General features: G+C 55.3%; 21 protein-coding genes. 8 read left to right on the forward strand and 13 right to left on the reverse strand.

Annotation, left to right across the window (positions count from 1 at the left end; all coding sequences use genetic code 11):
- Nucleotides 1-272: 272 nt before the first annotated feature.
- The 6 genes from Abin_RS01420 to Abin_RS01445 all read right to left on the reverse strand — a co-directional run bounded on the left by Abin_RS01420 (nt 273) and on the right by Abin_RS01445 (nt 5600).
- Nucleotides 273-1277 carry an SDR family oxidoreductase gene (locus Abin_RS01420; RefSeq protein WP_048844587.1) on the reverse strand — a complete coding sequence of 335 codons (1005 nt, stop codon included), beginning with the start codon at nt 1275-1277 and terminating at the stop codon, nt 273-275.
- A gap of 138 nt (nt 1278-1415) precedes the next feature.
- A complete protein-coding gene (locus tag Abin_RS01425) occupies nt 1416-2027 on the reverse strand; it encodes a YqaA family protein (protein ID WP_048844588.1) in 612 nt (203 codons plus the stop codon).
- Nucleotides 2028-2097: 70 nt separating this feature from the next.
- Nucleotides 2098-2307 (reverse strand): hypothetical protein, encoded by a 210-nt coding sequence (locus tag Abin_RS01430; RefSeq protein ID WP_048844589.1) that lies wholly within the window; start codon nt 2305-2307, stop codon nt 2098-2100.
- Nucleotides 2264-3778, reverse strand: coding sequence for an MATE family efflux transporter (locus Abin_RS01435; RefSeq protein ID WP_048844590.1), 1515 nt, complete (start codon nt 3776-3778; stop codon nt 2264-2266). The genes Abin_RS01430 and Abin_RS01435 overlap by 44 nt, the downstream gene beginning before the upstream one ends.
- Nucleotides 3779-3881: 103 nt before the next feature.
- Nucleotides 3882-4724, reverse strand: coding sequence for an ABC transporter ATP-binding protein (locus tag Abin_RS01440; RefSeq protein WP_084593381.1), 843 nt, complete (start codon nt 4722-4724; stop codon nt 3882-3884).
- Nucleotides 4725-4727: 3 nt separating this feature from the next.
- The gene (locus Abin_RS01445) at nt 4728-5600 is read right to left on the reverse strand and encodes an ABC transporter permease (RefSeq protein WP_306309155.1); all 873 of its coding nucleotides are present in this window, start codon (nt 5598-5600) and stop codon (nt 4728-4730) included.
- 196 nt (nt 5601-5796) lie between these two features.
- Between Abin_RS01445 and Abin_RS01450 the strand changes: the two genes are divergently transcribed.
- Together Abin_RS01450 and Abin_RS01455 are read left to right on the forward strand one after the other, a co-directional pair.
- Nucleotides 5797-6729, forward strand: coding sequence for a ribose-phosphate pyrophosphokinase (locus Abin_RS01450; RefSeq protein WP_048844591.1), 933 nt, complete (start codon nt 5797-5799; stop codon nt 6727-6729).
- A 6-nt stretch (nt 6730-6735) separates the two neighbouring features.
- Nucleotides 6736-7335 carry a histidine phosphatase family protein gene (locus Abin_RS01455; RefSeq protein WP_048844592.1) on the forward strand — a complete coding sequence of 200 codons (600 nt, stop codon included), beginning with the start codon at nt 6736-6738 and terminating at the stop codon, nt 7333-7335.
- 50 nt (nt 7336-7385) lie between these two features.
- On the opposite strand, the gene Abin_RS01460 is transcribed toward Abin_RS01455, so the two are convergent.
- Complete coding sequence (locus Abin_RS01460; protein WP_048844593.1) at nt 7386-10193, reverse strand: glycosyltransferase; 2808 nt, start codon at nt 10191-10193, stop codon at nt 7386-7388.
- A 577-nt stretch (nt 10194-10770) separates the two neighbouring features.
- Here Abin_RS01460 and Abin_RS01465 point away from each other — a divergent pair.
- The 3 genes from Abin_RS01465 to Abin_RS01475 all read left to right on the forward strand — a co-directional run bounded on the left by Abin_RS01465 (nt 10771) and on the right by Abin_RS01475 (nt 15345).
- The gene (locus tag Abin_RS01465; RefSeq protein WP_048844594.1) at nt 10771-13257 is read left to right on the forward strand and encodes a membrane-bound PQQ-dependent dehydrogenase, glucose/quinate/shikimate family; all 2487 of its coding nucleotides are present in this window, start codon (nt 10771-10773) and stop codon (nt 13255-13257) included.
- Nucleotides 13258-13324: 67 nt separating this feature from the next.
- Nucleotides 13325-14215: a transporter gene (locus tag Abin_RS01470; RefSeq protein WP_048844797.1), complete on the forward strand. Its 891-nt coding sequence runs from the start codon at nt 13325-13327 to the stop codon at nt 14213-14215.
- A gap of 158 nt (nt 14216-14373) precedes the next feature.
- Nucleotides 14374-15345: a helix-turn-helix domain-containing protein gene (locus tag Abin_RS01475; protein WP_084593382.1), complete on the forward strand. Its 972-nt coding sequence runs from the start codon at nt 14374-14376 to the stop codon at nt 15343-15345.
- Nucleotides 15346-15518: 173 nt separating this feature from the next.
- Here the strand turns inward: Abin_RS01475 and Abin_RS01480 are convergent, their stop codons facing one another.
- The 5 genes from Abin_RS01480 to Abin_RS01500 all read right to left on the reverse strand — a co-directional run bounded on the left by Abin_RS01480 (nt 15519) and on the right by Abin_RS01500 (nt 19749).
- On the reverse strand, nt 15519-16283 hold the full coding sequence (locus Abin_RS01480; protein WP_048844595.1) for an SDR family NAD(P)-dependent oxidoreductase: 765 nt from the start codon (nt 16281-16283) through the stop codon (nt 15519-15521).
- Nucleotides 16284-16462: 179 nt separating this feature from the next.
- Nucleotides 16463-16861, reverse strand: coding sequence for a cytochrome c3 family protein (locus Abin_RS01485; protein WP_146867601.1), 399 nt, complete (start codon nt 16859-16861; stop codon nt 16463-16465).
- Nucleotides 16858-17595, reverse strand: a complete 738-nt coding sequence (locus tag Abin_RS01490; protein WP_048844597.1) for a ferric reductase-like transmembrane domain-containing protein — start codon at nt 17593-17595, stop codon at nt 16858-16860. Before Abin_RS01490 ends, Abin_RS01485 begins: the two co-directional genes overlap by 4 nt.
- Before the next feature lie 131 nt (nt 17596-17726).
- A complete protein-coding gene (locus tag Abin_RS01495; protein WP_048844598.1) occupies nt 17727-19127 on the reverse strand; it encodes an inorganic phosphate transporter in 1401 nt (466 codons plus the stop codon).
- Between the two features lie 136 nt (nt 19128-19263).
- A complete protein-coding gene (locus Abin_RS01500) occupies nt 19264-19749 on the reverse strand; it encodes an RrF2 family transcriptional regulator (protein WP_048844599.1) in 486 nt (161 codons plus the stop codon).
- Nucleotides 19750-19835: 86 nt separating this feature from the next.
- Between Abin_RS01500 and hmpA the strand changes: the two genes are divergently transcribed.
- From hmpA to purU, 3 genes are all read left to right on the forward strand, one after another.
- Nucleotides 19836-21056 (forward strand): NO-inducible flavohemoprotein, encoded by a 1221-nt coding sequence (hmpA, locus tag Abin_RS01505; RefSeq protein ID WP_048844600.1) that lies wholly within the window; start codon nt 19836-19838, stop codon nt 21054-21056.
- A gap of 68 nt (nt 21057-21124) precedes the next feature.
- Nucleotides 21125-21547, forward strand: a complete 423-nt coding sequence (locus tag Abin_RS01510; protein ID WP_084593383.1) for a DUF488 domain-containing protein — start codon at nt 21125-21127, stop codon at nt 21545-21547.
- Nucleotides 21548-22046: 499 nt separating this feature from the next.
- Nucleotides 22047-22892 carry a formyltetrahydrofolate deformylase gene (gene purU, locus Abin_RS01515; protein ID WP_048844601.1) on the forward strand — a complete coding sequence of 282 codons (846 nt, stop codon included), beginning with the start codon at nt 22047-22049 and terminating at the stop codon, nt 22890-22892.
- A gap of 64 nt (nt 22893-22956) precedes the next feature.
- On the opposite strand, the gene Abin_RS01520 is transcribed toward purU, so the two are convergent.
- A complete protein-coding gene (locus Abin_RS01520) occupies nt 22957-23334 on the reverse strand; it encodes a VOC family protein (protein WP_048844602.1) in 378 nt (125 codons plus the stop codon).
- Between the last annotated feature and the right edge of the window lie 63 nt (nt 23335-23397).

Below are 23397 nucleotides of genomic sequence, written 5' to 3' on the forward strand. Positions count from 1 at the left end.
AGCGCGCAAGGGAGTGATTGTTAAGAGAAAAACGCGTGCCGGGCCAACAGGTTGCCAGTTTCACAGAACAGAAACAGGGCAAGTAGCAATGCTGGCCTGACTAGTAAGCAGCATAAGACGCAGAAGAGGGAAATATACTGCGGAAAGCGACTTGCAGCCACGAGTAAGCTTTGATTCCAACACCGCCAGTACCTTCATCGATTGAGGAGGCACCCGTGATGCAAGGGTGCCTTCCTCTCGTTAAGGGGATCGGATCGACGGAGGCTACGGGTTTACTTTTTACCCGCGCGTATATGCGAAATCAGGCCGGTTAATCCTGCGGCGACCATCGCCCCGATAACGCCAGCGCGTGCGCCTGATGTCACAAAGAAAGACAGCGGGCTGTCTAGCCTGCGTGATTGCGTGTCAAAAGCGCCATGCGCAGAGACAGCACCCGGTGCTGTCTCAAACAGATCATCCTTGGCATCGGTATCGGCGCAGGTTTTTTCAAGCTGTGCCTTATAACCGTGTTCAGCCAGACGTTTTTCCCGGAACCCTGACCCGATCACATTCCACGCTGCAGACAGCGTTGTGGCAGGGCCGATGGAAATGGAACGGCTGGTGGTAAAGGCGGCACGGCAAATCGCTTCTGCTGCGACTTCCGGTTCATAAACTGGGCCGATCGGTTTCAGGCGCTTGCCTGTAGTATTCCGCGTCCAGCCATAGCGCGGTGTGTTGATGGATGGCAGGTCAACCATGACCACGCGAATATTATCGGCATCATGCAGCAGTTCTGGGCGCAGGCTTTCACAAAAGCCACGCAGGGCAGCACGCGCCCCGTTTTCAACAGCTTGCAGCGGCAACCCGCGCAACGACGGTGCCAGATCAAGATTGATGATGGCTCCATGTCCACGGCGGCGCATATGTGTCAGCGCAGCAAGCGTGCCATTTACACTGCCCAGATAGGTTACTTCAGTTGCGCGGCGGATATCCTGCGGGGCCAATGTGGCCACTTGCCCGACAACGGTTGCCCCTGCACAGTTGGCCCAAACGGTAATGGGACCCAATTCAGCTTCCACACGTTCTGCCGCTTTTGTAACAGCATCTGAATCGGCCACATCAACAGGGATAACCACTGTGCGGACGGAGTGGCTGGCAAGGTCACGGGCTGTTTCCTGCAAGCGGTCTTCGTTGCGGCCGAGAAGGGCAACATCAAAACCGGCCCGGCCCAACGCCCGGGCGGCAGCACGGCCAATGCCGGCTCCGGCACCGGTAACAACGGCAATCTGCGATGGCATTCTGGGGTCTCCCTGCCTTGGTGGAGTGGGTCAGATGGTGTCAGATGGTGTCGGATGTTTTGCCTTGCCGCTGGCTGATCTGCAAGCACAGGCACGGCGTGTCAGCCGTGCAGGCTAAACACCGTAGCAAGCCGCCCGTTACAGGTAACGGAGGGCCAAGACGCCGCCAATCAGCAACACGGCAAATATACCCATGATCAATGGCAGACGTGTTTCAATAAAGGATTCAATCGGCGGGCCGAATTTGCGTAGCAGGGCGGCAACCAGAAAAAACCGAACCCCGCGGGTCACGGCGCTGGCAATCATGAACGGACCCAACGCAAAATGAGCCATACCACTGGCAATGGTCACAAATTTGTAGGGGATGGGGGTTAACCCTTTGAACAGGATAATCCAGACACCCCATTGCCGAAATTTTTCCTGAAGGCTGATCAGGGTATGTTCAGCATGATAAAAACGGACAATGGGCATAGCCAGATAATCCAGCAGCATCGACCCGATAACCCAGCCAAGCACGCCACCCGCCACGCTGGCCACGGTGCAGATTACGGCGTAACGCCAGGCGTTATGCCGTTGCGCCAGCACCATGGGCACAAGCAGCGTTTCAGGGGGAAGGGGGAAAAAACTGGCTTCTGAAAATGCCAGCAATGCCAACCACAGTGGTGCGTACGGACTGGCGGCATGTTTCAGCACACCTGCATACAGGCGGTTGAGTAAAGAAGGGCGGGCAGGGGCTGTCACATCAGGCATGGGCAACAGATGCCATGAGTACAGCCATTAGGCCAGAGGCCGCGGGCCATGGTTTGTCAGGCTGCTAAGGTTACATGCGTTCCCGGCGCAGCACGTCTTCAGCCTTGCGGTGAATGGTGTCGTATTCATCCTGCGTCAGGGTGCCCTTGTGCAGCATTTCGCTGGCGCGGGCCAAGGCGTCCCGCGCGTGGGACGCATCGGGAATCGGGTAGCGGCGGCCGGGTAGGGCAAAGGCATCATCCGGCAGGGCGTTGCGTTCTTCCGTAGTCAGTTTGGACATGGTCCGGGCTCCCGTCTGGTTCACACAATTCTGGTGTGTTGTTCAGTTCGTCCAGTTCTGCCATGGCGGCTTCAGCACTTGTGGTCGGCACGTCTGACGCAGGGGCCGTGCCGGGTTTGCTGGCAGCAACCGGTGCCGTCAGTTTCTGCGTAACGCGAAATGCGGTCAAGACAGCCAGTGACCCAAACACAATAACGCCGGCCGCCTGCCCAATCTGCACCCCTGCTGGCCCAAAGCGTGTGCCAAATCCTACAAACGGTATGGTGCCAAGTGTAGCGCGCCCCCAGTTGAAGGCCGTGGAGTAAAGCGGAAAACCGAGGTTGTTGAAGGCTGCATTGGCCACAAACAGCATGCCGACAAACAGATAACTGCCAATGGTCAGTGAGCAGAACAGGTGAATGAGCATGGCCGCATCACCCTGTGCATTGAAGGCCGCCACCACATAGTTCTGCAATGCAGCTAGAATAATCCATGTCAGGCCAATACTGATCATGACCAGTTTCAAGGCTGCCGTCAGTGTTTCGCGCACACGATGGCACAATCCGGCCCCCATATTCTGGGCCATGATAGGACCAACCGAGCCAGTCAGGGCAAATACCAGTGAAAACAGCACGGGCACAGTGCGCTCAATAGAAGCCTGCCCACCCACGGCATCCAGCCCGAAATGGGCCATCGACTGGGTTACATAAACGCCGCCAACCGGTGTAGCGAGGTTGGTCAGAATGGCTGGCATGGCGATTGACGCAACATGCCGCGTATCACCTGAAATGCGAGAAAGCGTGGGCCAGATAATCATGTCATGGCGCAGCGCACCGCGTACACCGGCACTCGCAACCACAAGGCGTGAAATCACAGTGCTGATGGCCGCCCCGGTCAGGCCTTCATGCAGGCCGAAAATCATGATCGGGTCGAGAATGGCGGCAACCACAGCGCCCAGCAGTGTGATGTTCATGGAGCCTTTGGCGTCGCCCACAACCCGCATTAGCGCCGAACATCCCATGCCCATGCAGATAAGAGGCAGGAATGGACTGACCGTTTGCAGATAAGTTGTGGCGTGGGCCAGTGCGTCTCCGCGTGCACCAAAAAGCTGGAGAATGGGGTGGGCAGCCACCATGGTGCCCAAGCCAAGCACAGTCGTCAGGCCCAGCATGACGGCTAAAGCGGAGGAGGCAATCTGCCGGGCGTCCTCGTGCCGTCCGGCACCGATTTCCCGCCCCGTCGCGGCGCTGATACCGATGGTTAACCCGATGGCCACGGCAATCTGAAGCCCGATAACGGCCCCTGCAAAGCCAATAGCGGCGGTCAGGGCGGTCTGGCCCAGATGGGCGATATAGACCATGTTGAGCATATCAACGGCAAAAACGGCCATTAGCCCAATAGCCCCCGTGCCCGCCATAACCAGAACATGCCGCATGATGCTGCCTGTAATAAAGCAGGCTTTTTGTCTGGGTTGTGGGGCTTTCCGGGTCATACGTCATCCGTTCCAGTGGCTACGGGGTAGCCGTCGCGAATCTTTATTATGTCACGCTTGGAAGGATGTGCGAATGGGGCAATCGGGCAGATGCCCTTACCTGTTACAGAGTGTGAGGGTTTGGGACAGCTTCAATCGGTTCGGGGGTAAGGGACAGAAGCGGGTCAGACTCATCGTTTTTGCGTTTTGACAAAACCGTATCAAGCGGCTTGCCCAGATAGGCTTCCAGCACGTCTTCCGTCGGCCCATCCATGCGAATATGGCCGTTATCCATCCAGATCAGCCGGTTGCACCAGTCAGCCATGACATCGGCCATATGGCTGGACAGCACCAGAATATCGGCTTTTGACACCAGTGTTTCCAGACGTGAGCGTGCGCGCTGCCGGAAGGACGCATCACCCGCCATGAACCATTCATCCATCAGCAGGACATTCGGCATGATGGCGGTTGCCAGCCCGAAGGAAAGCCGGACCATCATGCCCGAACTGTAAGTCTGCACCGGCAGGTCCATAAATGATCCTAGGTCGGCAAAGGCTTCCACATCGTCTTCCACTTGGCGGATGGCCGCTTTTGACAGCCCGGCATACATGCCGCGCAGGTGAATATTTTCGCGGCCTGTCAGGTCAAGATTCATCCCAAGCGATGGGTCTAGCAGGGTGCCAATCTGGCCCTGCACCGTTACGCTGCCTTCAACAGGTTCATAAATACCGGCCAGTGTACGCAGCAGGGTTGTTTTGCCCGCACCGTTCCCGCCGACCAAACCCAGACGGTCACCGGGCTGCAGGGTAAAATTAATATTCTGAAGCGCCTGAACAACGACGCGCTCCCGTTTATCCTGTGTAAAGCGGCCGCCTAGACTGCTTTTGACTGTCTTGCGCAGACTGCGGGTCGTGCCGTGATACAGGGGGAAAGAAACGGCTAGATTTTCAACACGGATACTAACCATTTCTTATACCCAATAGGCCAGACGGGCCCGCATCCGGGCAAACAGAACAAAGGTTACGCTGGCCAGAAAAGCAGACCATCCTAGTGCTGCGGGCCAGACTGCGACCTGAACAGTATCCCCCAATAATGGGGTGCGTAGAATTTCCATCAGAGGGAAAAATGGATTGAGCAACAGCCAGTCCTGTCCCTCTTTCATGAGGTCAGGTGTCCATAAGATTGGCGTTATGAAGAAAAAAATCTGTATGCCGCTGGCCACAATAGGTGGAACATCGCGAAAGCGCGCCCCCAGAATCGCCAGCAGAAATGTAGCGACAAAACTATCAAACACCCACAGCAACAGGGCTGGCAGCAGCGTCCATGACCATAACGGCTCCACATGAAACCACAGGAACACCCCCACAATCACAGGAATGTTGTGGGCTACCGTCAGCCAGTTACGCACGGTCGATCGCAGTACATGCATGCTGTAGGGCATTCGTGCGGAATGGATCAGGCCAGCAGCGGATGTGAAAGTGGTGCAGCCTTCTTGCAATGTGCCACCAATAAACCCCCATAGAATGAGAGAAAAAGTCAGGAATGGCAGATATTTATGCACATCCATGTTCATCAGGTATGCATACAGCACACCCATGGCGGAAATCATGACCGTGGTTGATGCTGTCAGCCAGAAGGGGCCGAGAATGGAACCGCGATACCGGAGCTTGATATCCAGCCACCCCAGTGTGCATCCCAGCTTTGCAAATTTCAGCCCCTCTGCAAGGTCCCGCAGGGCATGTCGAAAATAGGACGTGCCTTTTTCTGGAACAAGATGCAGCACCGGTTCGGAAGAGGGGGAGTGCATACTGCCTGCTGAGGATGAAGTCTGCATGGTATCCATATCATAGGGGCGATAGAGAACAGTGCCAGTCAACGCAAGGGTTGCCCACAGCAGACGCGGGCTTTTTTGTCACGCCATAAAACCGTCTGCCCTGTGGGCGCGCTATGATGGATGACAACAGCGGCAACGGTTGCTAAACCCCCCTCGACTCACCGCTCTTCTGCCACCACTGACAATGTCGGGAACCGTCCTTACCATGAAGATCGTCGCCTGTAACAGCAACCTGCCGCTGGCCGATGCAGTCGCCACCGAACTTGGCATGCCCCTGTGCAACGTAACCGTGCGCCGGTTTGCCGACATGGAAGTGTTTGTCGAAATTCATGAAAACGTCCGCGGTGAAGACGTTTTTGTGGTGCAGAGCACCTGCACCCCTACCAATGACAATCTGATGGAACTGTTGGTCATGCTCGACGCGCTGCGTCGTGGGTCGGCCCGTCGTATTACGGCTGTCATGCCGTATTTCGGTTATGCCCGTCAGGACCGTAAATCTGGTCCTCGTACGCCTATCAGCGCCAAACTGGTTGCCAACCTGTTGGTAGAAGCCGGAGCCAATCGCGTGTTGACGCTTGATCTGCACGCCATGCAGATTCAGGGCTTCTTTGATATCCCGGTGGATAACCTGTACGCGGCACCGCTGTTCGTGCGCGATATCAAGGAACGGTATGGTGACCGGGATCTGATGATTGTTTCCCCTGATGTTGGCGGTGTGGTGCGTGCCCGTCAGTTGGCACAGCGTCTGAATACTGACCTTGCTATTATTGATAAACGGCGTGAACGAGCCGGTGTGTCTGAAGTCATGAACGTGATTGGCGATGTCAAAGGTCGTCATTGCCTTCTGGTGGACGATATTGTTGATAGTGGTGGTTCACTCTGCAATGCGGCGCAGGCGATTGCCAATAACGGCGCAGCGTCTGTAGGGGCGTATGTGACCCACGGTGTTCTGACCGGTAGTGCGGTTGAGCGGATTGGTAATTCCTGCATTGAAATGCTGACCCTGACAGACAGCATCAAGGCAACGGAAGCCGTTAGCGCTGCCAAAAACATTCGTCAGATTACCATTGCTGGCCTTCTGGCCCGCGCCATGCGTGCCGTGTCTGACGAAAGCTCCGTTTCTTCCCTATTCGATTGAGACTCAATGATACAGCTTAGCCTCCGTCCCTACTGGTATCTGCGTCACGGTCAGACAGACTGGAATCGTGATGGTCTGTCACAGGGGCGCACTGATGTGCCCCTGAATGAAACAGGCATTACGCAGGCAGATGCGGCGGCCAAGCTGTTTGAAACGTGTGTCAGCAAACATACGCCTTTCACGCATATTGTCAGTTCCCCGCTTGATCGTGCCTTTCAAACGGCTGCCATTGTAAGGGAAGGGCTGATTGCCAAAGGGTTTGAGGCTTTTCCGCTGGAAACCGATGAAGGGCTTGAAGAAGTCTGTTTTGGTGAGCAGGAAGGCCAACCTATGGGAGACTGGTACGATAGCTGGATAGCGGGTAATTATACGCCAGCTGGGGCCGAGCCCTTTTCCGTTTTGCGTGCCAGAGCTGTCGAAGCCATCAATCGGGCTACGGAACACGGGGGGGTGCCCCTGATTGTTGCCCATGGTGCTCTGTTCCGTGCGCTGCGGGCGGCCATGAATCTTCCTGCCAATGTTCGCCTGCCAAACGCAACGCCCTTGTGGCTAGAACCGGGGGCCGCAACGCAGGATGCTTGGTCATTGACAGTCGTTGATGCCTGAAGCGGCTACCGAATAAAGCTTGGTTTTGTAGGTTTCATCGCGCGCCGAAGTTAGGACGCGGCTGGCTGGAACAGAATGGATAACAGCTTTTCCGGTGGGATATGCAGCGGAACCAGCATTCCGCCTCCCATATCGCGTATGCGCTCTGCCGGAGCCCCAATGTCATACGCAATGACCGGTTTTTCAGTCATCCAGATTTGGGTCAGAACATAAGACCATGTTTCCGGCCATGTCGAGGGAAGAAAAAACCAGTCAATTTCATGGTGTGTTGTAAATCGGCTGATTTCAAACTCTTTGTAGCGACCAGTAATTGTTACACGCCCCGTGTCTGTCAACAGTTTATCATCACAACTAAAGCCGATCAGAACAAATTCGATGTTGTAATCAGTTTGCTCCGCCAGTTCTGCTAGTGCGAGCAGTGCATGGTAGCCTTTCTCTAGCCCGATTGCGCCTAAAACGCCGATGGTTCGCTTTTGGGTGGGTGGTAGGTGTGGAAAGGCAAGTTCTCCTTTTTTAACAACTTTTTCCCATGGCCGGAGGGTGACAGCAACGCCTAACTGTCGCTGAATACGTCTGGCAGCATCGCGTGACGGTGCAATGATCTGATCTGCTTTTTGAAACAGTGCGTGGCTTAACAGTCTTAAACGGGCAACGGGCATGTTTTCACCTGTGCGGCTGCCATAAATGTTCAGGCAACGCTGGCAACCAGCAACAGACGGTTCACCGCAATAGCGTCCTTGTTTCTGGCTTAGGGTGATCTGCGGACAAAACCATGAGTAATCATGAATATATACATCGTAAGGAAAAGGGAGATCAGACAAACGGACTATTTTTTCTAGTCCACTGCCGATATAGCTATGTATTTCTAATTTAATGCAATTCAGTGCGCGGGCAATTTTGCGAAATGCAAATGCGCTGATGGGAAATGACAGGTTAGGAAAATCTGCTTGATGAATAGTTTGCAACCGCCACATCCGTTTGCCTGAAAGATGTGTTTCCGGCGTCATGATAAACGGAATTAACCCTTGGTCGACGTGATAAGCTGCCTGCCGTCCCACATGACGCAGCACCCCGCCGTCCCGGTCATGCATGATCAAAATGATGGATGGCTGCTTTCCGTATCGTTGGTGAAAGCGGGCAAGATCAAGTTTTTGACGAAAAGACCTTAAAGGATCTTGTTCCTGCCAGTAGCGAATTTTTCTGTCATAGCCTTTATGGATGTCGTTTATAATGGACAGGTTGCGTCGTATGAGATCGACTTTTACGGCTTTGAAAGATTGGCTTTCTGCGTGCCCAACATAGGTGCCAAGGCACGCGACGTGTCGCCAGCCTAATGCGGTGGCGCGGCAGGAGAAATCATTTTCTTCTCCATAGCCTTGTCCAAAAATATCCTCTCGCAGAAGGCCAACCTGATCAAGGCAGGTTGCCTTGATATACATGCAGAAGCCATGAGCGGTTGGGACTTCAGGTGCCTCACCACCCCATATATCAGCACATAACTGGCTTAATTCAGCGCATTGCGTCTCATTGGGAATGGGGGAACGCCCATGCGGATCAGGGTAACTGAAAATAGTAGCATTGTTTGATAAAGCTGTTGCTGTTCCAATATCATTTTTTGAATAAGCAGCCTTTTGTAACTGTGAAACCCAGTTGGCAGAAACAAGTGTGTCACTGTTAAGTAGAATGACATCTTCGCCAGTTTTTCGCTGCCTTAAACCAGCGTTTGCCGTTGCTGGAAAGCCAAGATTATGCCTGTTATGGCTGATAGAAACATCATTCTGAAAGGCCATGTCAGCCAGTAACGCTTGAATTTGTGGATCCGGTGAAGCGTCGTTGACAAGAATGAGACGTGTATTTTCATCTTTGTGAAGAAGTACAAGGCGCAAACAGTCTTGCGTTGCTTTAAAGCCATTATAAACCGGGATAATTACAGCAACAGGTGGATAAGAAGATGTTAGGCAGTCCGCCTGTTTTTCTATCGAGTTGTTATTTTTATTTTGCTCTCTTTCACATGAGGTTGCGGGGAAGCGTTCAGCTATTTGGTGTGCGTAAAATGTGGCTTGTTCGGCAAAGAGATCTAGCGGTACAGGACTACCATATAACGATGTTCCGACATCGCTTTTTACAAAAACAGATGCTTTTAAATTTGAAAGTTTCTTGATAGAGAAGCAGAATTCAGGTTCACACTCCTGACCTGATAAAGTTTTAATGTTGAAAAGTGCTTGTGGGGCAGTCGTCTGATAATACCGAACAGTGTGGCCTGCCTGATCGATGCCAGAAAAGCAGATTTTGACAGGCTTCTCCGGTTCTGCCCGATATCTTGCCCACCCTTGCAGTTTACCATCGCGAAGTTCCACAAAGCCGTCATTTTGTAGAACTGTCCTGACGTTTAAACTGCTTCCAAAAAAACTATGCTCTGGATGATGAAGGGTAATTGTTTGGGTCTCTCGCCACCCCTTAGGCAGCGTGATGACAGTGTGTTCTTCGTTCTGCCGTGTAACAAGGTCTGGCCAGTAGTAAACAGCCTTATCCAAATGGACTGTTATTTTCTGCTTGTCTATTTCCTTAACGGTTCTGATCTGTAGTTTTCCACTTAGCGAAAAACCGATCCACCCTGCATGGTGGGTTTGCGCGATAAGTAATTTAGTAAGAATAGAAAAAAGAGAATGAGGGAAGGGGGAATATTGCTTTAAGTAATCAGTGAACTCTTGTTCTGCTAAATGCCAGTTTTTGAAATGAATACGCGTGCACAACAGAAGCATGTGGCATATGCGTGACGAAGCTCTATTTTTCAGAAATTCAAAGGGTTCTGAAGCTGTGGGGATATCAAGCAAAAGGCGCAAGCACCCGATTGCCATTGTATGCGTCCGTCACTGGGATGAGTGCGCTGTAAATATTCATAGTGAAGAAGTGTTTTATAAAGGGTTTCGTGGGAGACCGGGGCCTTGAGCTCACACCATTTCACGAAGTCGTTTTCTGTCTGAAAATCGGCAAAAAGAAGAGTGAGAATATGGACCGCAAAGCGATAAAGCGATTCCCGAAAGACAGGCATACGATCAAGTCCATATGTCGGCAGAAACCGCGTGTGTTTATTTTTAACTTATAGATTTGATGGCGTTTGTGTCAATTGGTGTTAGGCCTCTCTTTTGTGGAGTGAAATGCACCAGTCCCCCCCTCGATTTCGCGTGAAAGGCTTGGGAATATATAGGCCATGCATCGCTGCTCTCCAGGGTCTGTAGATTGCCTCATCGGCAGAGTGTCTCAAATCTGAAACAGTTCCGGCTCTTTACTACAAACGTGTGTGAAACCCCTTGTGTGAACAGTGGCAATTTTTAGGCGCTTCCTGTTGATCAGACAGGCTGGCCGCTGACAGACGAGACCTGACAGCCTCACAAATTGCTCCGGCCGACTGAACACATCAGAGAGAAACACAGCATGCGAGAGAGTAATAAGGGGTTATTTACAATCATAACCTCAGCCTTACTGGCTCTTATCGGACTATTCCTGTTTTTGGGCGGCGCGGAGCTGCTTTTCCTTGGCGGGTCGTGGTTCTATATTCTGGCAGGCGCAGTTCTGCTTGCCATAGCCATTAGTGGCTTCAAAAACCCCAAACTGGCAGCCCGCCTGTATGCAGCATTGCTGCTTGTGGCCACTGTCTGGTCCCTTTTTGAAGTCGGCTTCAATATCTGGGGGCTTGAAGTCCGCCTGATGACGCTGATTGGCCTTGGTGTCTGGCTGTTGCTGCCATGGGTATGGCGCACGGGCCAGAACTGGCTGACAGACAAGCGCGAAGTGCTGGGGTCAGTCGTGGTGTCCTGCCTTGTCGTGCTGGCAAGCTGCTTCTCATCCTATTCCATCAACGGCACTGTTCCGGCTGATCGTATGTCCGCGCAGGGCCAGAAAGATGATGCAGCCGAAGGCGTGGCCGATTCAGACTGGGCAGCCTATGGCCGCACAGTCGGGGGGGACCGCTATTCTCCCGTAGGGCAGATCACACCGGCCAACATCAGCCACCTGAAGCGCGCATGGATGACCCGTACGGGTGACGTGCAGCAGGATGGCGAAGGGACGGTGGCTGGGCCTGACCAGGGGCACGAGTTCAACCTTGAACTGACGCCTATCAAGGTCGGTGACACACTTTATATGTGCACGCCCCATAGCTGGGTCATGGCGGTTGATGCCACGACAGGTAAAGTCAAATGGAAGTTTGACCCAAAGCCCGATACGGCTGATCTGGCCAAGAACGTGTATCTGGCCTGCCGCGGTGTGTCTTACTACCACATCCCGGATGAAATTCAGACAAGCTGCCGCAACCGTATCTATTCTCCGGTCGCAGACGTGCGCATGGTGGCCGTGAATGCGGAAACCGGCAAACCGTGTGATGACTTCGGTGACCACGGGTTTATTTCCCTGCGTCAGTATCTGGGCCACGTGCCGCACGGTTTCCACTTTGTCACATCCCCCCCGATGGTGGCGAAAAACCGCGTGATTACGGGTGGCTGGGTGTTTGATAACCAGGCCAACTTTGAACCGTCTGGCGCAATCCGTGCCTTCAATGCCACCACGGGTGAAATTGAATGGGCGTGGGACGCCGGCCATACACCGGAAACATGGAAACCCGGCACCGATGACGTGCTGACGCGTGACACCCCGAACGCATGGGGCGTTTACACGGCAGACCTCAATCTGGGTCTGGTTTACATCCCGACAGGCAACTCTCCGCCTGATAACTGGGGTGGCTCACGTCGTCCGTTTGACGATGCAACCTCTTCTGCCACCATCGCACTTGATATCGAAACTGGTGAACGTCGGTGGACGTATCAGACCGTGCATCACGACCTGTGGGACATGGATATTCCATCCGGCCCGTCCATGGTTGATCTGCCCGGCCCGAATGGGGAAAGCGTTCCCGCACTGGTGCAAAGCACCAAACGCGGTGAATTCTTTGTGCTTGACCGTCGTACCGGCCAGCCGGTTCCCGGTTACCCTGTAGAAGAAAAACCTGTTCCCACCGCCGGTATTGCACCAGATGACCGCGTGTCCCCCACGCAGCCTTATCCGGTTGGTATGCCGTCCCTGACGCCGCCTGATCTGAAGGAAACGGATATGTGGGGCGCAACCCTGCTTGATCAGATGATCTGCCGTATCCAGTATCGTCAGTCAGCGTATGAAGGTCAGTTCACACCGCCGCATGTTGGCCAGACCACCATTGTCTATCCGGCATTCTATGGCGTGGTTGACTGGCAGGGCATTACCATTGACCCGCAGCGTAAACTTCTGCTGGCCAATGCAAGCTACCTGCCGTTCCGCATCCGTCTGGAAAAGCGTGAAACGCTTGAAGCCCCCGGTACTCTGCCAAAATGGGATGGTAAAGGGGAAGAACCGGCAGCCAAGGGTGATGCTCTGTCAGTTTCGCCTGACTACGGCACGCCGTACATTGCCTACACCAACCCGTGGCTGAACCCGCTGCAGATTCCGTGCAAAGGGCCAGTCTGGGGCACGCTGACGGCTATTGATCTGGTGACAAAGAAAATTGTCTGGCAGCACCCGGTCGGGACAACGCGTGACACCGGGCCTTTCCGGACGCACAACAACCTGCCACTGCCAACAGGCATGTATAACATTGGCGGGAACATTGTGACCAAAGGTGGCGTGGTGTTCATGGGGGCAACAGCAGATGACTATCTGCGCGCCTTTGATCTTTCCAGCGGCAAGGTGATCTGGAGTGATCGTCTACCCGCCGGTGGTCAGGCTACGCCGATGTCTTATGAAGCTGGTGGCAAACAGTACGTTGTTATTGCTGCGGGTGGCCATGGTGGCCTCGGGACAAGAAGCGGTGATTACATCATTGCTTATACGCTCGATGGTGCCCAAGGTGCCGGTGCGCAGGCTACTGGTGCGCAAGGCGACGCTGCCCACTAAACAGGCTTGAATGCGGGGTCTCGAAAAACAATTCGGGGCCCCGTTTCTTAATTACGGAAATAACCTTATGCGTCTGACAGAAAAGCCGGAGCGGCTGCGCTCTCTGCTGCGTATCGTCATACCCGGTGCCTTGCTTGCCTATGCCGCGCCCTCACGCGCTGCGGACATTACGCTGGGGATTATCGGCCCGCACGAATATGACCTGCCGGTCGATTTCAAACCCTTCAACGTGCTGGTGCAGTATGGGGACGGGAATGCAGCGGGCAACACATACAACAGTGTTGGTCAGCGTGAGGCACGTGGCGGCAGCCATACATGGTCAGGTTTGACCAAATACGTTCACTTCCGCAGTTTTGACGCCATCCCCCATGTCGGCTTCGCGTTTGAAGTCATTCAGGGTGAAAGCTACGTGCTGGCCAACGGCACCAATTACGGTGGCCTTGGGCCAACCATTATTGGCCCGGCAGCCTGGTTCAAGCCCAATGCCCATAGCACGTTCGGCTTCCAGACCTTCATGCAGACCCCTGTTGGCACGCGGGACGCAACGTCACCCAATTACTGGTCCAATATCTCCAGCTTCATTTTTGACTATGAATGGAAGCATTTCAGTTTTGATGGTGACGCCGGAACAGTTGTCGGGTCAACAAAGCATGTAAAGGGGCAGAACAGCTATTTCCCCGGTGTCGTGTTTTACAGCAATTTACGCTTCAGCTGGAAAGCAACGCAGAAAATAGAACCATTTCTGGCGTTTGACTGGCAGAATGTGACGGGCACCTTTGACAATACAGCCAACCGCTATGTTGATAATTCCAACAGCCGGGAAATTGCCATGGGTCCGGGTGTCATGTTCAATATATCGAAACACGTATCTTTTACCGCACGGTATTCCCATTCGGTTGAAGGGCGTAACACACCGGAAACAAACGCTTATTACATGAAATTTGTCTATCTGTGGTAAATGGGCATGCAGGGGTATTTTTGACATATTGCATAACTGAAATCTGAATCCTCTTTAAAATATACCGCAAGGTATAGTACACACGCGCCAAGAAGCCTGAAGAACCAAACATCCCGTGCACTCATGGGTATAAAAATAGGTCAATTGGTGAACGCTGCATGAGCGGTAACGAACGTCCTGTTCCGGCTGTTGAAAATGATGTTTTGCTGCGCCGTTCCAGCCAGCCTCTTCAACCAGTCAGTCCTTTGTATGTTGAACAGTCATGGGAACGCTGTGCGTCTGCCTATCATCTTGATCCGTCACAAGGATGGACGGCGGATGTGCTTTCTGGCGCGGAGTTCCGGCATGTCAGCGGTCGGTCTGCCGTCCTGCTGAAATCCGCTATGGATGAAATGCGGCGTCTGTTTGATCTGGTGCAGGGCATGGGGCTTATGGTGCTGCTGGCAGACCCGGACGCCACCATCCTGGCGCGCTGTGTCGATGAAACCCATCTGTCCATGTGCCGCAGACTGCACCTGCGCAAAGGCGCTATCTGGAGCGAGGCAGAAGCCGGGACCAACGGTGTCGGCACCTGCATAAAAGAACAGTGCCCGGTGTTTCTGGGGCAGGGCGAACACTGGCGCTTCTGCTTTTCCCTGCTGGCAAGTTACGCCGTACCGCTGTTTGATGCACAGGGCCGCGTGGCCGGGGCCCTGAATCTGGCGGCGCTCAGCGGCAATACCACACGGCCCTATGCCGCACTGGTAATGGAAACCCTGCTGCAATCTGGCCGACGGATTGAGGAACAGCTTTTCCGTAGCCGCTATGCCGGGCAGAAAATTCTGACATTGGGTGCGGCGGAGGGCTGTTCATCCCCGCTGGTTGCACTGAACACAGACGGGGAGGTCACAGGGGCGACCCATTCCGCCCGCACCCTGATGGGGTGGACGGATACCATGATTCAGGATCATCCCAATCTGCTGACCGAGCTTGAAGCCGGCACAGAAGTCAGCCTGCAAAAGGCGGAAGAATGTGTGGTGCGTTCAGCCCTTGCGGGCTGTCAGGGAAATGTGACGGCCACGGCGCAGAGTTTGGGCATTAGCCGCGCCACATTATACCGGAAAATGAAGGCGCTGGGCGTCGGCCAATAAGCCGCACCTATCGGCTTGTTCCTGACGGAAGCGTTTCAACAGTCCGTCTGTTCAGGTCGCCTCATGCCCAACAAACTCTCAACGGTCCATAAGGCAGGCCTCTCGGGGCCATGCCCATCAATCTGTGCCGGTTGCGCCTGATACACAACAACAGGCGCAACCGGCGGGGGCGTTTATGCCATGCTGCGGTCAACAGCCAGACCGGCAGAGGCCTGACAGGTTGGCATCATTTCAATCTGGTTGATGTTCACATGCGGGGGCAGTTTCAGCACCCACGCGACGGTTTCTGCAATGTCTTCGGGCAGAAGGGGCTTGGTTTTGTCATAAAAGGCAGCAGCCTTGGCATCATCCCCCAATCTGACCTGGCTGAACTCGCTCCCGCCGCACAGGCCGGGTGCAATGTTGGTGGCCCGCACCTGCTTGCCCAGCAGATCACTGCGCAGGTTGCGCATGAACTGGTCAACAAATGCTTTGGTGGCCCCATACACATTCGCACCGGGATAGGGGTAAATGCCCGCCGTGCTACCCAGTGAAATCACATGCCCCGCATTGCGTTCCACCATGCCGGGCAACAGCGCGCGTGTAATTTCCACCAGACCCGTCACGTTGGTCGCAATCATCTGCTCCCAGTCAGCCGGTTTTGTTTCCCATGCTTTTTCAAGGCCCAGCGCCAAACCGGCATTGTTTATCAGCACATCAACCTGCTGCCACCCCTGCGGCAGGCTGCCGGGCAGCGCCTTCACGGCGTCAAGGTCGGTCATATCAAGCTGGAAAGGCAGTAGGTTTTCACCGGCTTCCTTTGCCAGTGCGTCAAGCCGTTCCAACCGGCGGCCTGTGGCAATGACGCGAAAGCCGTCCTTGACCAGCCGTAAGGCAATGGCGTGCCCAAACCCGGCGGTTGCCCCTGTTACCAGCACGGTTTTAAGAGGGTGTGTCATGTGTGGGGTCTCCCTGTTTTTCCCTGCGTCATAATGCGTGGCGGCCCGGTGTCTCGGCAGGCCCAAGCGCCGTATCACTGCACGGCTGTTTCAGATGTTCAACCCTTTGCCCTGTTTTCAGCAGGCTTATCGCGCGGTTGGGGGCCGCTGGCTGGTCTACTTAGGGTGGTCAGGCATCCTCATTTCAAAATGAAGGTTCCCTTGCTACGCGGCACGTGGGTGTAGTGGCACCCGGCACAGTTTTTGACCGGGCCGCTTTTCAGGCCGGCCTTCAGGGTTGTGATATGGCAGCTTTCACAAAACTGATGGAATGTTGTTTCTGTGGCGGCTGAAATCTCAGGTGTCAGCACATGGCAGGCCACGCACTGTTTATGCGGCCAGTGGCTAAAACGCTCCTGCCCGAAGTCATGATGACACACCGCGCAGGTTACACCCGTATGCGGCGTGTGCGGAAAAGTCCTTGGTATGGCATGATGTGTCGCAGGCAGGAACAGCGCCTGCACGCCTATCCCTACGGCCAATAGCCCAAGTAGCCCTATAAAACAGTAGGGCACCCATTTTAACCGTGCCCGCATCATGGGGGCGGCTGGCCTTGAGAAAACCAGCCCTCCGTTTCAAAGCCCAGTGCGGCAAGGCACATCAGCAGAAACACGGCGCAGACGATCAAAGCAAGATGCACAGAAACTTTCCGGCGTTTCTGACCGTGGGGCTGTTCTGGTCGTCTGGCAACCGGAGCCTCAAGCACCACACGGCGGATAATCGGGGTGATGGCGCAGATGCTGGTTACAGCCAGCAAAAGAGCAACCTTCAGAAAATGATTCACGTGAAACCGCGTTGCTATCACATGATACGCGGCCAGCAACAGGGCGGCTTCTGCTAGAACACCATGCACCACGCGAAAGCTGCGTGCATTCTGGTAGCACACTGCGCGCAACGGACGGGTCAGGCTTAACAGCCAACACAGCAGCACTGCCAGCGCGCCCAGAAACCCGGCCTGCATGGGCGGGCTGGCCCCCCAGTGCAGATACGCCAGCACCAGGGGCTGCGCCAGCGTAAACAGCCCGATATGGGCAGCGGTAAACGCAACACATATCAGGGCCAGCCACCAATGGAGGGACATGAAAAACCGCCCATCCCAGAACGGATAGCGTGCCGGGCGGGCGGAGAGAAAAAACAGGCTGCACAGAAGAAAAAAAGCCCCATACCCCAGCAGAAAACTGGCCTCTATAACCGGGGCCGAGGCAGGTTGTGGGTCAAGGTGCCACAGCAGTGCAATCCCACAAAAAAACAGAATCATGATGCCAAAAAGCACGCCTCTATCCTGTTTCCGTGGCTGGGGTGGTTCAGGATGCAGTCATTCCACCATCAGCACAAGCGGTCAGGCCTGTAACGGGCGAGGAGACTAGGGGGGCGGCACTGCGGCAAGTTGAGGGAGAGGGTTCCTTACAGGCTCAGACCGTAAAACAGCACCGCAGCCAGACCTATGGTGACGGGCAACGTGGCGAACCACGCCAGCACAATGCGCCCCACCATACCGCGTTGCAGGCCGCTGCCTGACCCCAGCATGCTGCCCGCAATGCCCGCCGTGACAATATGGGTGGTGCTGACGGGCAGCCCCGTATACCCCGCTGTCAGAATAAGCCCGGCCCCGACCAGTTCAGCCGACGCGCCCTGGGCTGGCGTTAAGTGTGTGCGGCCAATTTTCTCACCCAACGTCCGCACAATCCGCTGGTATCCAATCATGGTGCCCAGACTTAGGCACATGGCGCTCAGCAGACGCACCCACCACGGGGCAAATTCCACCACCGGTTTCAGGCTGTTTCGTAACGCCTTGGCTTCGGCTTTTACTTGCGCCGGTGTGTCCGCGTTCCGTTCAACTTTCTTCAGCCCGGCCACAACCTGAAACACATCCCCGCGCTGCACAACGGGTGAGGGGATGTCTGTGCTCTGTAGCGCGCCAGAACCGGGTGGCAGTGCCGCCGCGTTGCTCCATGTCTGCATCCGGTCAGCTGCTGCCAGAGCCTCCGTGCGCAGGCCGTCATGATCATACGCCGTCAGGATCTGCTGCATATGGGCCGCCTGTGCCGAGGGCATGGGTAACAGATGGGCCTGATGCGGGTCTAACGCATACAGGGTAGGCCACAGCCCCACCACGGTAAGCATGATCAGCCCGATGCTTTTCTGGCCATCATTACTGCCGTGTGAAAAACTGACAGCACTACAGGTGCCGACCAACAGCCAGCGTACCCAGCCTTGCGGTGGCGCGTCGCCTTCTGGCGGGGGCTGAAACAGGGCTGCGTTTTTTACCACCGCCCGTAGCACCTGATAAAGCAGCCCCGCCCCAAGCAGGCCAAGCAGTGGGGAAAATGCCAGTGCTTCCAGCACTTTCAGAACCTGCTGCCAGTCTACACCATCCCCCAGATGCCGCCCGTGCACAAAGGCATCCCCTATGGCGACCCCTACAATGGCACCAATGACGCAATGCGAACTTGAATTGGGAATCCCGGCCCGCCAGGTAAACAGGTTCCAGGCCAGCGCCGTGCCAAACAGGGCCAGCAGCATGGGCACAGCAGGTGCCCCATCGGGGGGAGACAGAACATCGGGCGGCAGTAATTCTACCAGCGCATAGGCAACACTCAGCCCACCCGCCAGAACGCCCAGAAAATTCATGATACCGGAAAGAATAACCGCCTTACCGGGCCGGAGGGAGCGTGTGTAAATAACCGTTGCCACCGCATTTGCAGTGTCGTGAAAGCCGTTCACAAATTCAAAGACGCACACCAGAATGCCACATAAAACCAGCATGACGATGGAAAGTGGTGAATCAGGCGTGAAATGCAGCATGAGGAAACGGACAGACCTTCTGTGTTAAGCCGCCCGTTGCATAGAGGAAGAAAGCCTTGATTTTAATCCACTAAATTGGGTTTTTCTCTACAGCTTAGGCGGTGTGTCCTATTCTGTGCCCCAAATTGCGTCAGTGTCAGCCCGTATTTTCGGCAGTTTTCAGCGTGTTCGGTGCGGCCATGTGGGGGGCCGCCTGCTGTAAAACTTTTCTCTCATACGGTTTGAGCAGATCTGCCAGAGTGCGCCCATCCAGCACGGCCATGAAGGCCCCCAACGCTTCGCCCAGCACACCGCGCAGGTGGCAGGCGCGGGCCAGCAGGCACTCCACCCCCGCACCATCAGGGGCCATGCAGCCCACAAGCGCCATATCCTCCTCGGTGTGGCGCACCACATCTCCCACGTTGATCTGGTCTGCGGGGCGCGCCAGCATCAGCCCCCCCCCGCGGCCCCGCAATGTGTCAACAAACCCACCACGGCCAAGGTGATGAATCACCTTCACCAGATGGTTTTCAGAAATGCCGTACGCTTCCGCTACCTCCCGGATGGAGACGCGGCGGTCAGCATGCACGCCCAGATAGAGCAACGTGCGCAGGGCATAGTCAGTGTAGAGGGTCAGACGCATAAGATTAAAGATACACCAGCTTGACATCTTTTTTCCAGAGTCCGATAAGGTGCATGAAATATACACCTTTAAGGAGGTCGACTCCCATGGCTCCCCAGCTAGACGATCAAACCCGCGCCATCATCACCGCCTGCGTTCCCGCACTTGAAGCCCACGGGCTTGATATCACGCGTGAAATGTACTCCCGCCTGCTGGCAGACCCAGCCATCAGCGCCCTGTTCAACCGCTCGCATCAGAAAAGTGGGGAGCAGCCAACAGCACTGGCATTGGCGGTGCTGACATATGCCCGCAACATCAATGATCTGGGCAAACTGACTGGCATGGTTGAACGCATTGCCGAAAAGCATGTGGGCCTGAACATTCTGCCAGAACATTATCCTCATGTGGGCACCGCGCTGCTGGGGGCCATCAAGCATGTGCTGGGGGATGCCGCCACGCCTGAAATCATGGATGCGTGGGCCAAGGGCTATCAGTTTCTGGCAGATGTGCTGATTAACCGTGAAAGCCAGCTTTACACTGCCAATGCCAACACCCCCGGTGGCTGGACAGGCTGGCGGCCTTTCACCATCCGGAATCGCGTGGTGGAAAGTGACATCGTGATGTCCTTCGATCTGGAGCCAACAGACGGCAAACCTGTGTTGCGTCACAAGCCGGGTCAGTATCTCAGCTTCAACATTACTGTGCCGGGGCAGGGGTCACAGCGCCGCAACTACAGCATTTCGTCCGCGCCGAGTGACAAAGGCTACCGGATCAGCGTGCGCCGCCAGCCCGAAGGCGTAGTGTCAAACTGGCTGCACAGCAGCGCGGTTGAAGGGACGGAGCTTCTGGTGTCTGCGCCAGCAGGGTCGTTCACGCTGCCATCCCCCATTGCAACACCGGTTGTGCTGCTAAGTGCGGGCGTGGGGCTGACACCGTTTGTGTCCATGGTGGATACCCTGACGGCTGAACCCGCAGTGGCCACAAGCCTGCATTATGTTCACGGCACCCACTCCCCACAGACCGAAGCCTTTGGCCCGCATATTCGTGCTCTGGCCGCAAAAGGGCAGGTCAAGGCGGATGTATTCTATAGCCACGGCAAACCGGACACGGCGCAGAACGCAGGCACCACAGCGCATGAAGGCCGGGTGACGGCAGAATGGGTGCGGGCCAACACGCCGGCAGATGCGCTCTATTACATCTGCGGGCCGGAGGGCTTCATGCAGGACATGATTACGGGGTTAAAAGCCGCTGGCGTGCCGGAAAGCCGCCTGCACCATGAAGTGTTTGGCTCTGCCACCACCATGGAAGATACACTGTCCGCAGCCTGAAATCCGGGAACGGAAACAGGGGCCGCCAACTATCGGGTGGCCCCGCATTTGTGTCAGGAGACGTCCTTATGCCGCACGGTTCTCAGTCCGCGTCATCCTCATCGGCGCAAGCTCATCATGCTTCATCGGGTGTTGGGCCGATCTGTATTCGCCGCATTTATGACGATGCCCAGCCCGATGATGGCGCGCGCGTTCTGGTTGACCGCCTTTGGCCACGCGGCATCAGCAAGGACCGCGCGGCCCTGACCCTATGGCTTAAGGACGTTGCACCCAGTACGGCGTTACGCCACTGGTTCGGGCACGACCCCGCCCGGTGGGATGAGTTCCAGAAACGCTACAGGGCTGAACTGGACGCCAACCCGGATGCCGTGCAGCAGCTTCTGGCCTTCGCCCGTAGGGGAAAGCTGACCCTGCTGTATGGTGCGCGTGATACCGAGCACAACGAGGCCGTCGTTCTGCTCCAGCGTCTGAACGTCCTGCTGGCGGCGTAATCCGGCACGGACCAGAACAAACCACGAAAGCCGAGCAAAAGTGCCGCCCGGCTTGGCTGTGCGCAGTTTATCCACAGAGTTTTCCCACACCCTATCCCCGGTTTCTGTGGATAAAATTCGTCATACTCACAGGTCTGTGATGGTGGAAAATGGCAGTTTTCTGCGGTTTGTAAGTTTTTACCCGGAGTCCGTCATGTTCTCCCTTGACGACATAAAACTTTAACGAGTCGATCAGACGTCAACTCATCCACATCTTGTCCGTGCAATGGGCGGCCAGAAAGTGTGTCAAGAGCAAACACCATCGCCCGATGCTATTTTTGGTCTGGTGGTTTTTTCCCCCATGCCAGCCCCACGGTGACACCAGTTGCAGAGCCGCGCACGCGTTGGCACAAAGGGGCGTGAAAACCGCCCGGTCTGGATCTGCCTGACGCTTCCTTTATGGTAAGCCAGCAGCCCACATCGTGGCGGCCCCCGCAGTAAGGACAAGTAGACGCCTCCAATGCATTTTATTCTGACATTTTCCTGCCCGGACCGTCCCGGCATTGTGGCGGCTATTTCCTCCGTTCTGGCAGATAAAGGGGCCAATATTTCTGAAACGCACCAGTTCAGTGACCCGGATACCGGGCGTCTGTTCATGCGGCTGGCATTTGTTGCCCCGAACACCAACAGCCTTGCCCATATGGAGCACTGCCTGAACCCCGTGGCGGCAGAGTTCGACATGACCTTGCGGCTGCATGATGCCAATGTGCTGCCGCGTATCATCATCATGGTGTCACGCTTTGACCATGCGTTGCTGAACCTGCTTTATCAGGTGCGCGTCAACTGGCTACGGGCAGAGATTGTCGCGATTGTCTCCAACCATCAGGACAGCGCGCAGACAGCGGCACAGGCGGGTATTCCGTATTATTACTGGCCCGTAAACAAGGACAACAAAACCGAACAGGAAGACAAACTACGGGCGCTGGTGAAAGAGACCGGGGCCGCCCTTGTCGTACTGGCCCGCTACATGCAGGTGTTGTCTGACAGTCTTTCTGCGGAAATGAGCGGCCGTATCATCAATATTCACCACTCTTTCCTGCCATCGTTCAAAGGGGCGCGCCCGTATCATCAGGCCTATGCACGGGGTGTGAAGCTGATTGGTGCCACCGCGCACTACGTCACGGCTGATCTGGATGAAGGCCCGATTATTGAACAGGAAACAGCACGCGTAACGCATAACCTGTCCCCGGAAGATTATATTGCGACCGGGCGGGGTGTTGAATCGCAAGTGCTGGCGCGGGCTGTCAAACTGCACGTTGAACAACGGGTTATGCTCAATGGCCGCCGCACGGTGGTTTTTTCGTAAAATCCTGTTGGATGTCACCCTGCCATCAGGCGGGCAGGGTAACACTTAAATCTGGCCTGTGCTGTTACGCTTTATAAAGCGCGCACAGTTTGTTGCCATCCGGGTCCCGCAGATAGGCCAGATACAAATCGCCCATTGCGGTGTGGCGTATGCCGGGTGGATTTTCTATGGCTTCCCCACCATTTTCCACGCCAGCCTTGTGCCAGGCATCCACCTGCGCGCTGCTGTCCATTGTAAAGCCAATGGTGCCGCCGTTGGCATAGGTTGCCGGTTTGCCGTCCAGCGGTTTGGTAATAATCAGCTTGCCGCCAGCGTGGCTGTAAGTCAGGCGGCCCTTGTCATTCGGTGTGGCTGGCGGGCAGCCCAGTGCTCCTAGGGTGGCATCATAAAACTTTTTAGACCGGGCAAGATCGTTACTGCCCAACGCAATATGACTAAACATGGAAACGGCTTTTCCTTCCTGTCATGAAGTCTGACGGGCAGATTACTCGCCTGCGGCCAAGCG

It is taken from the genome of Acetobacter indonesiensis, from assembly GCF_000963945.1.
Classification (GTDB): Bacteria; Pseudomonadota; Alphaproteobacteria; order Acetobacterales; family Acetobacteraceae; genus Acetobacter; species Acetobacter indonesiensis.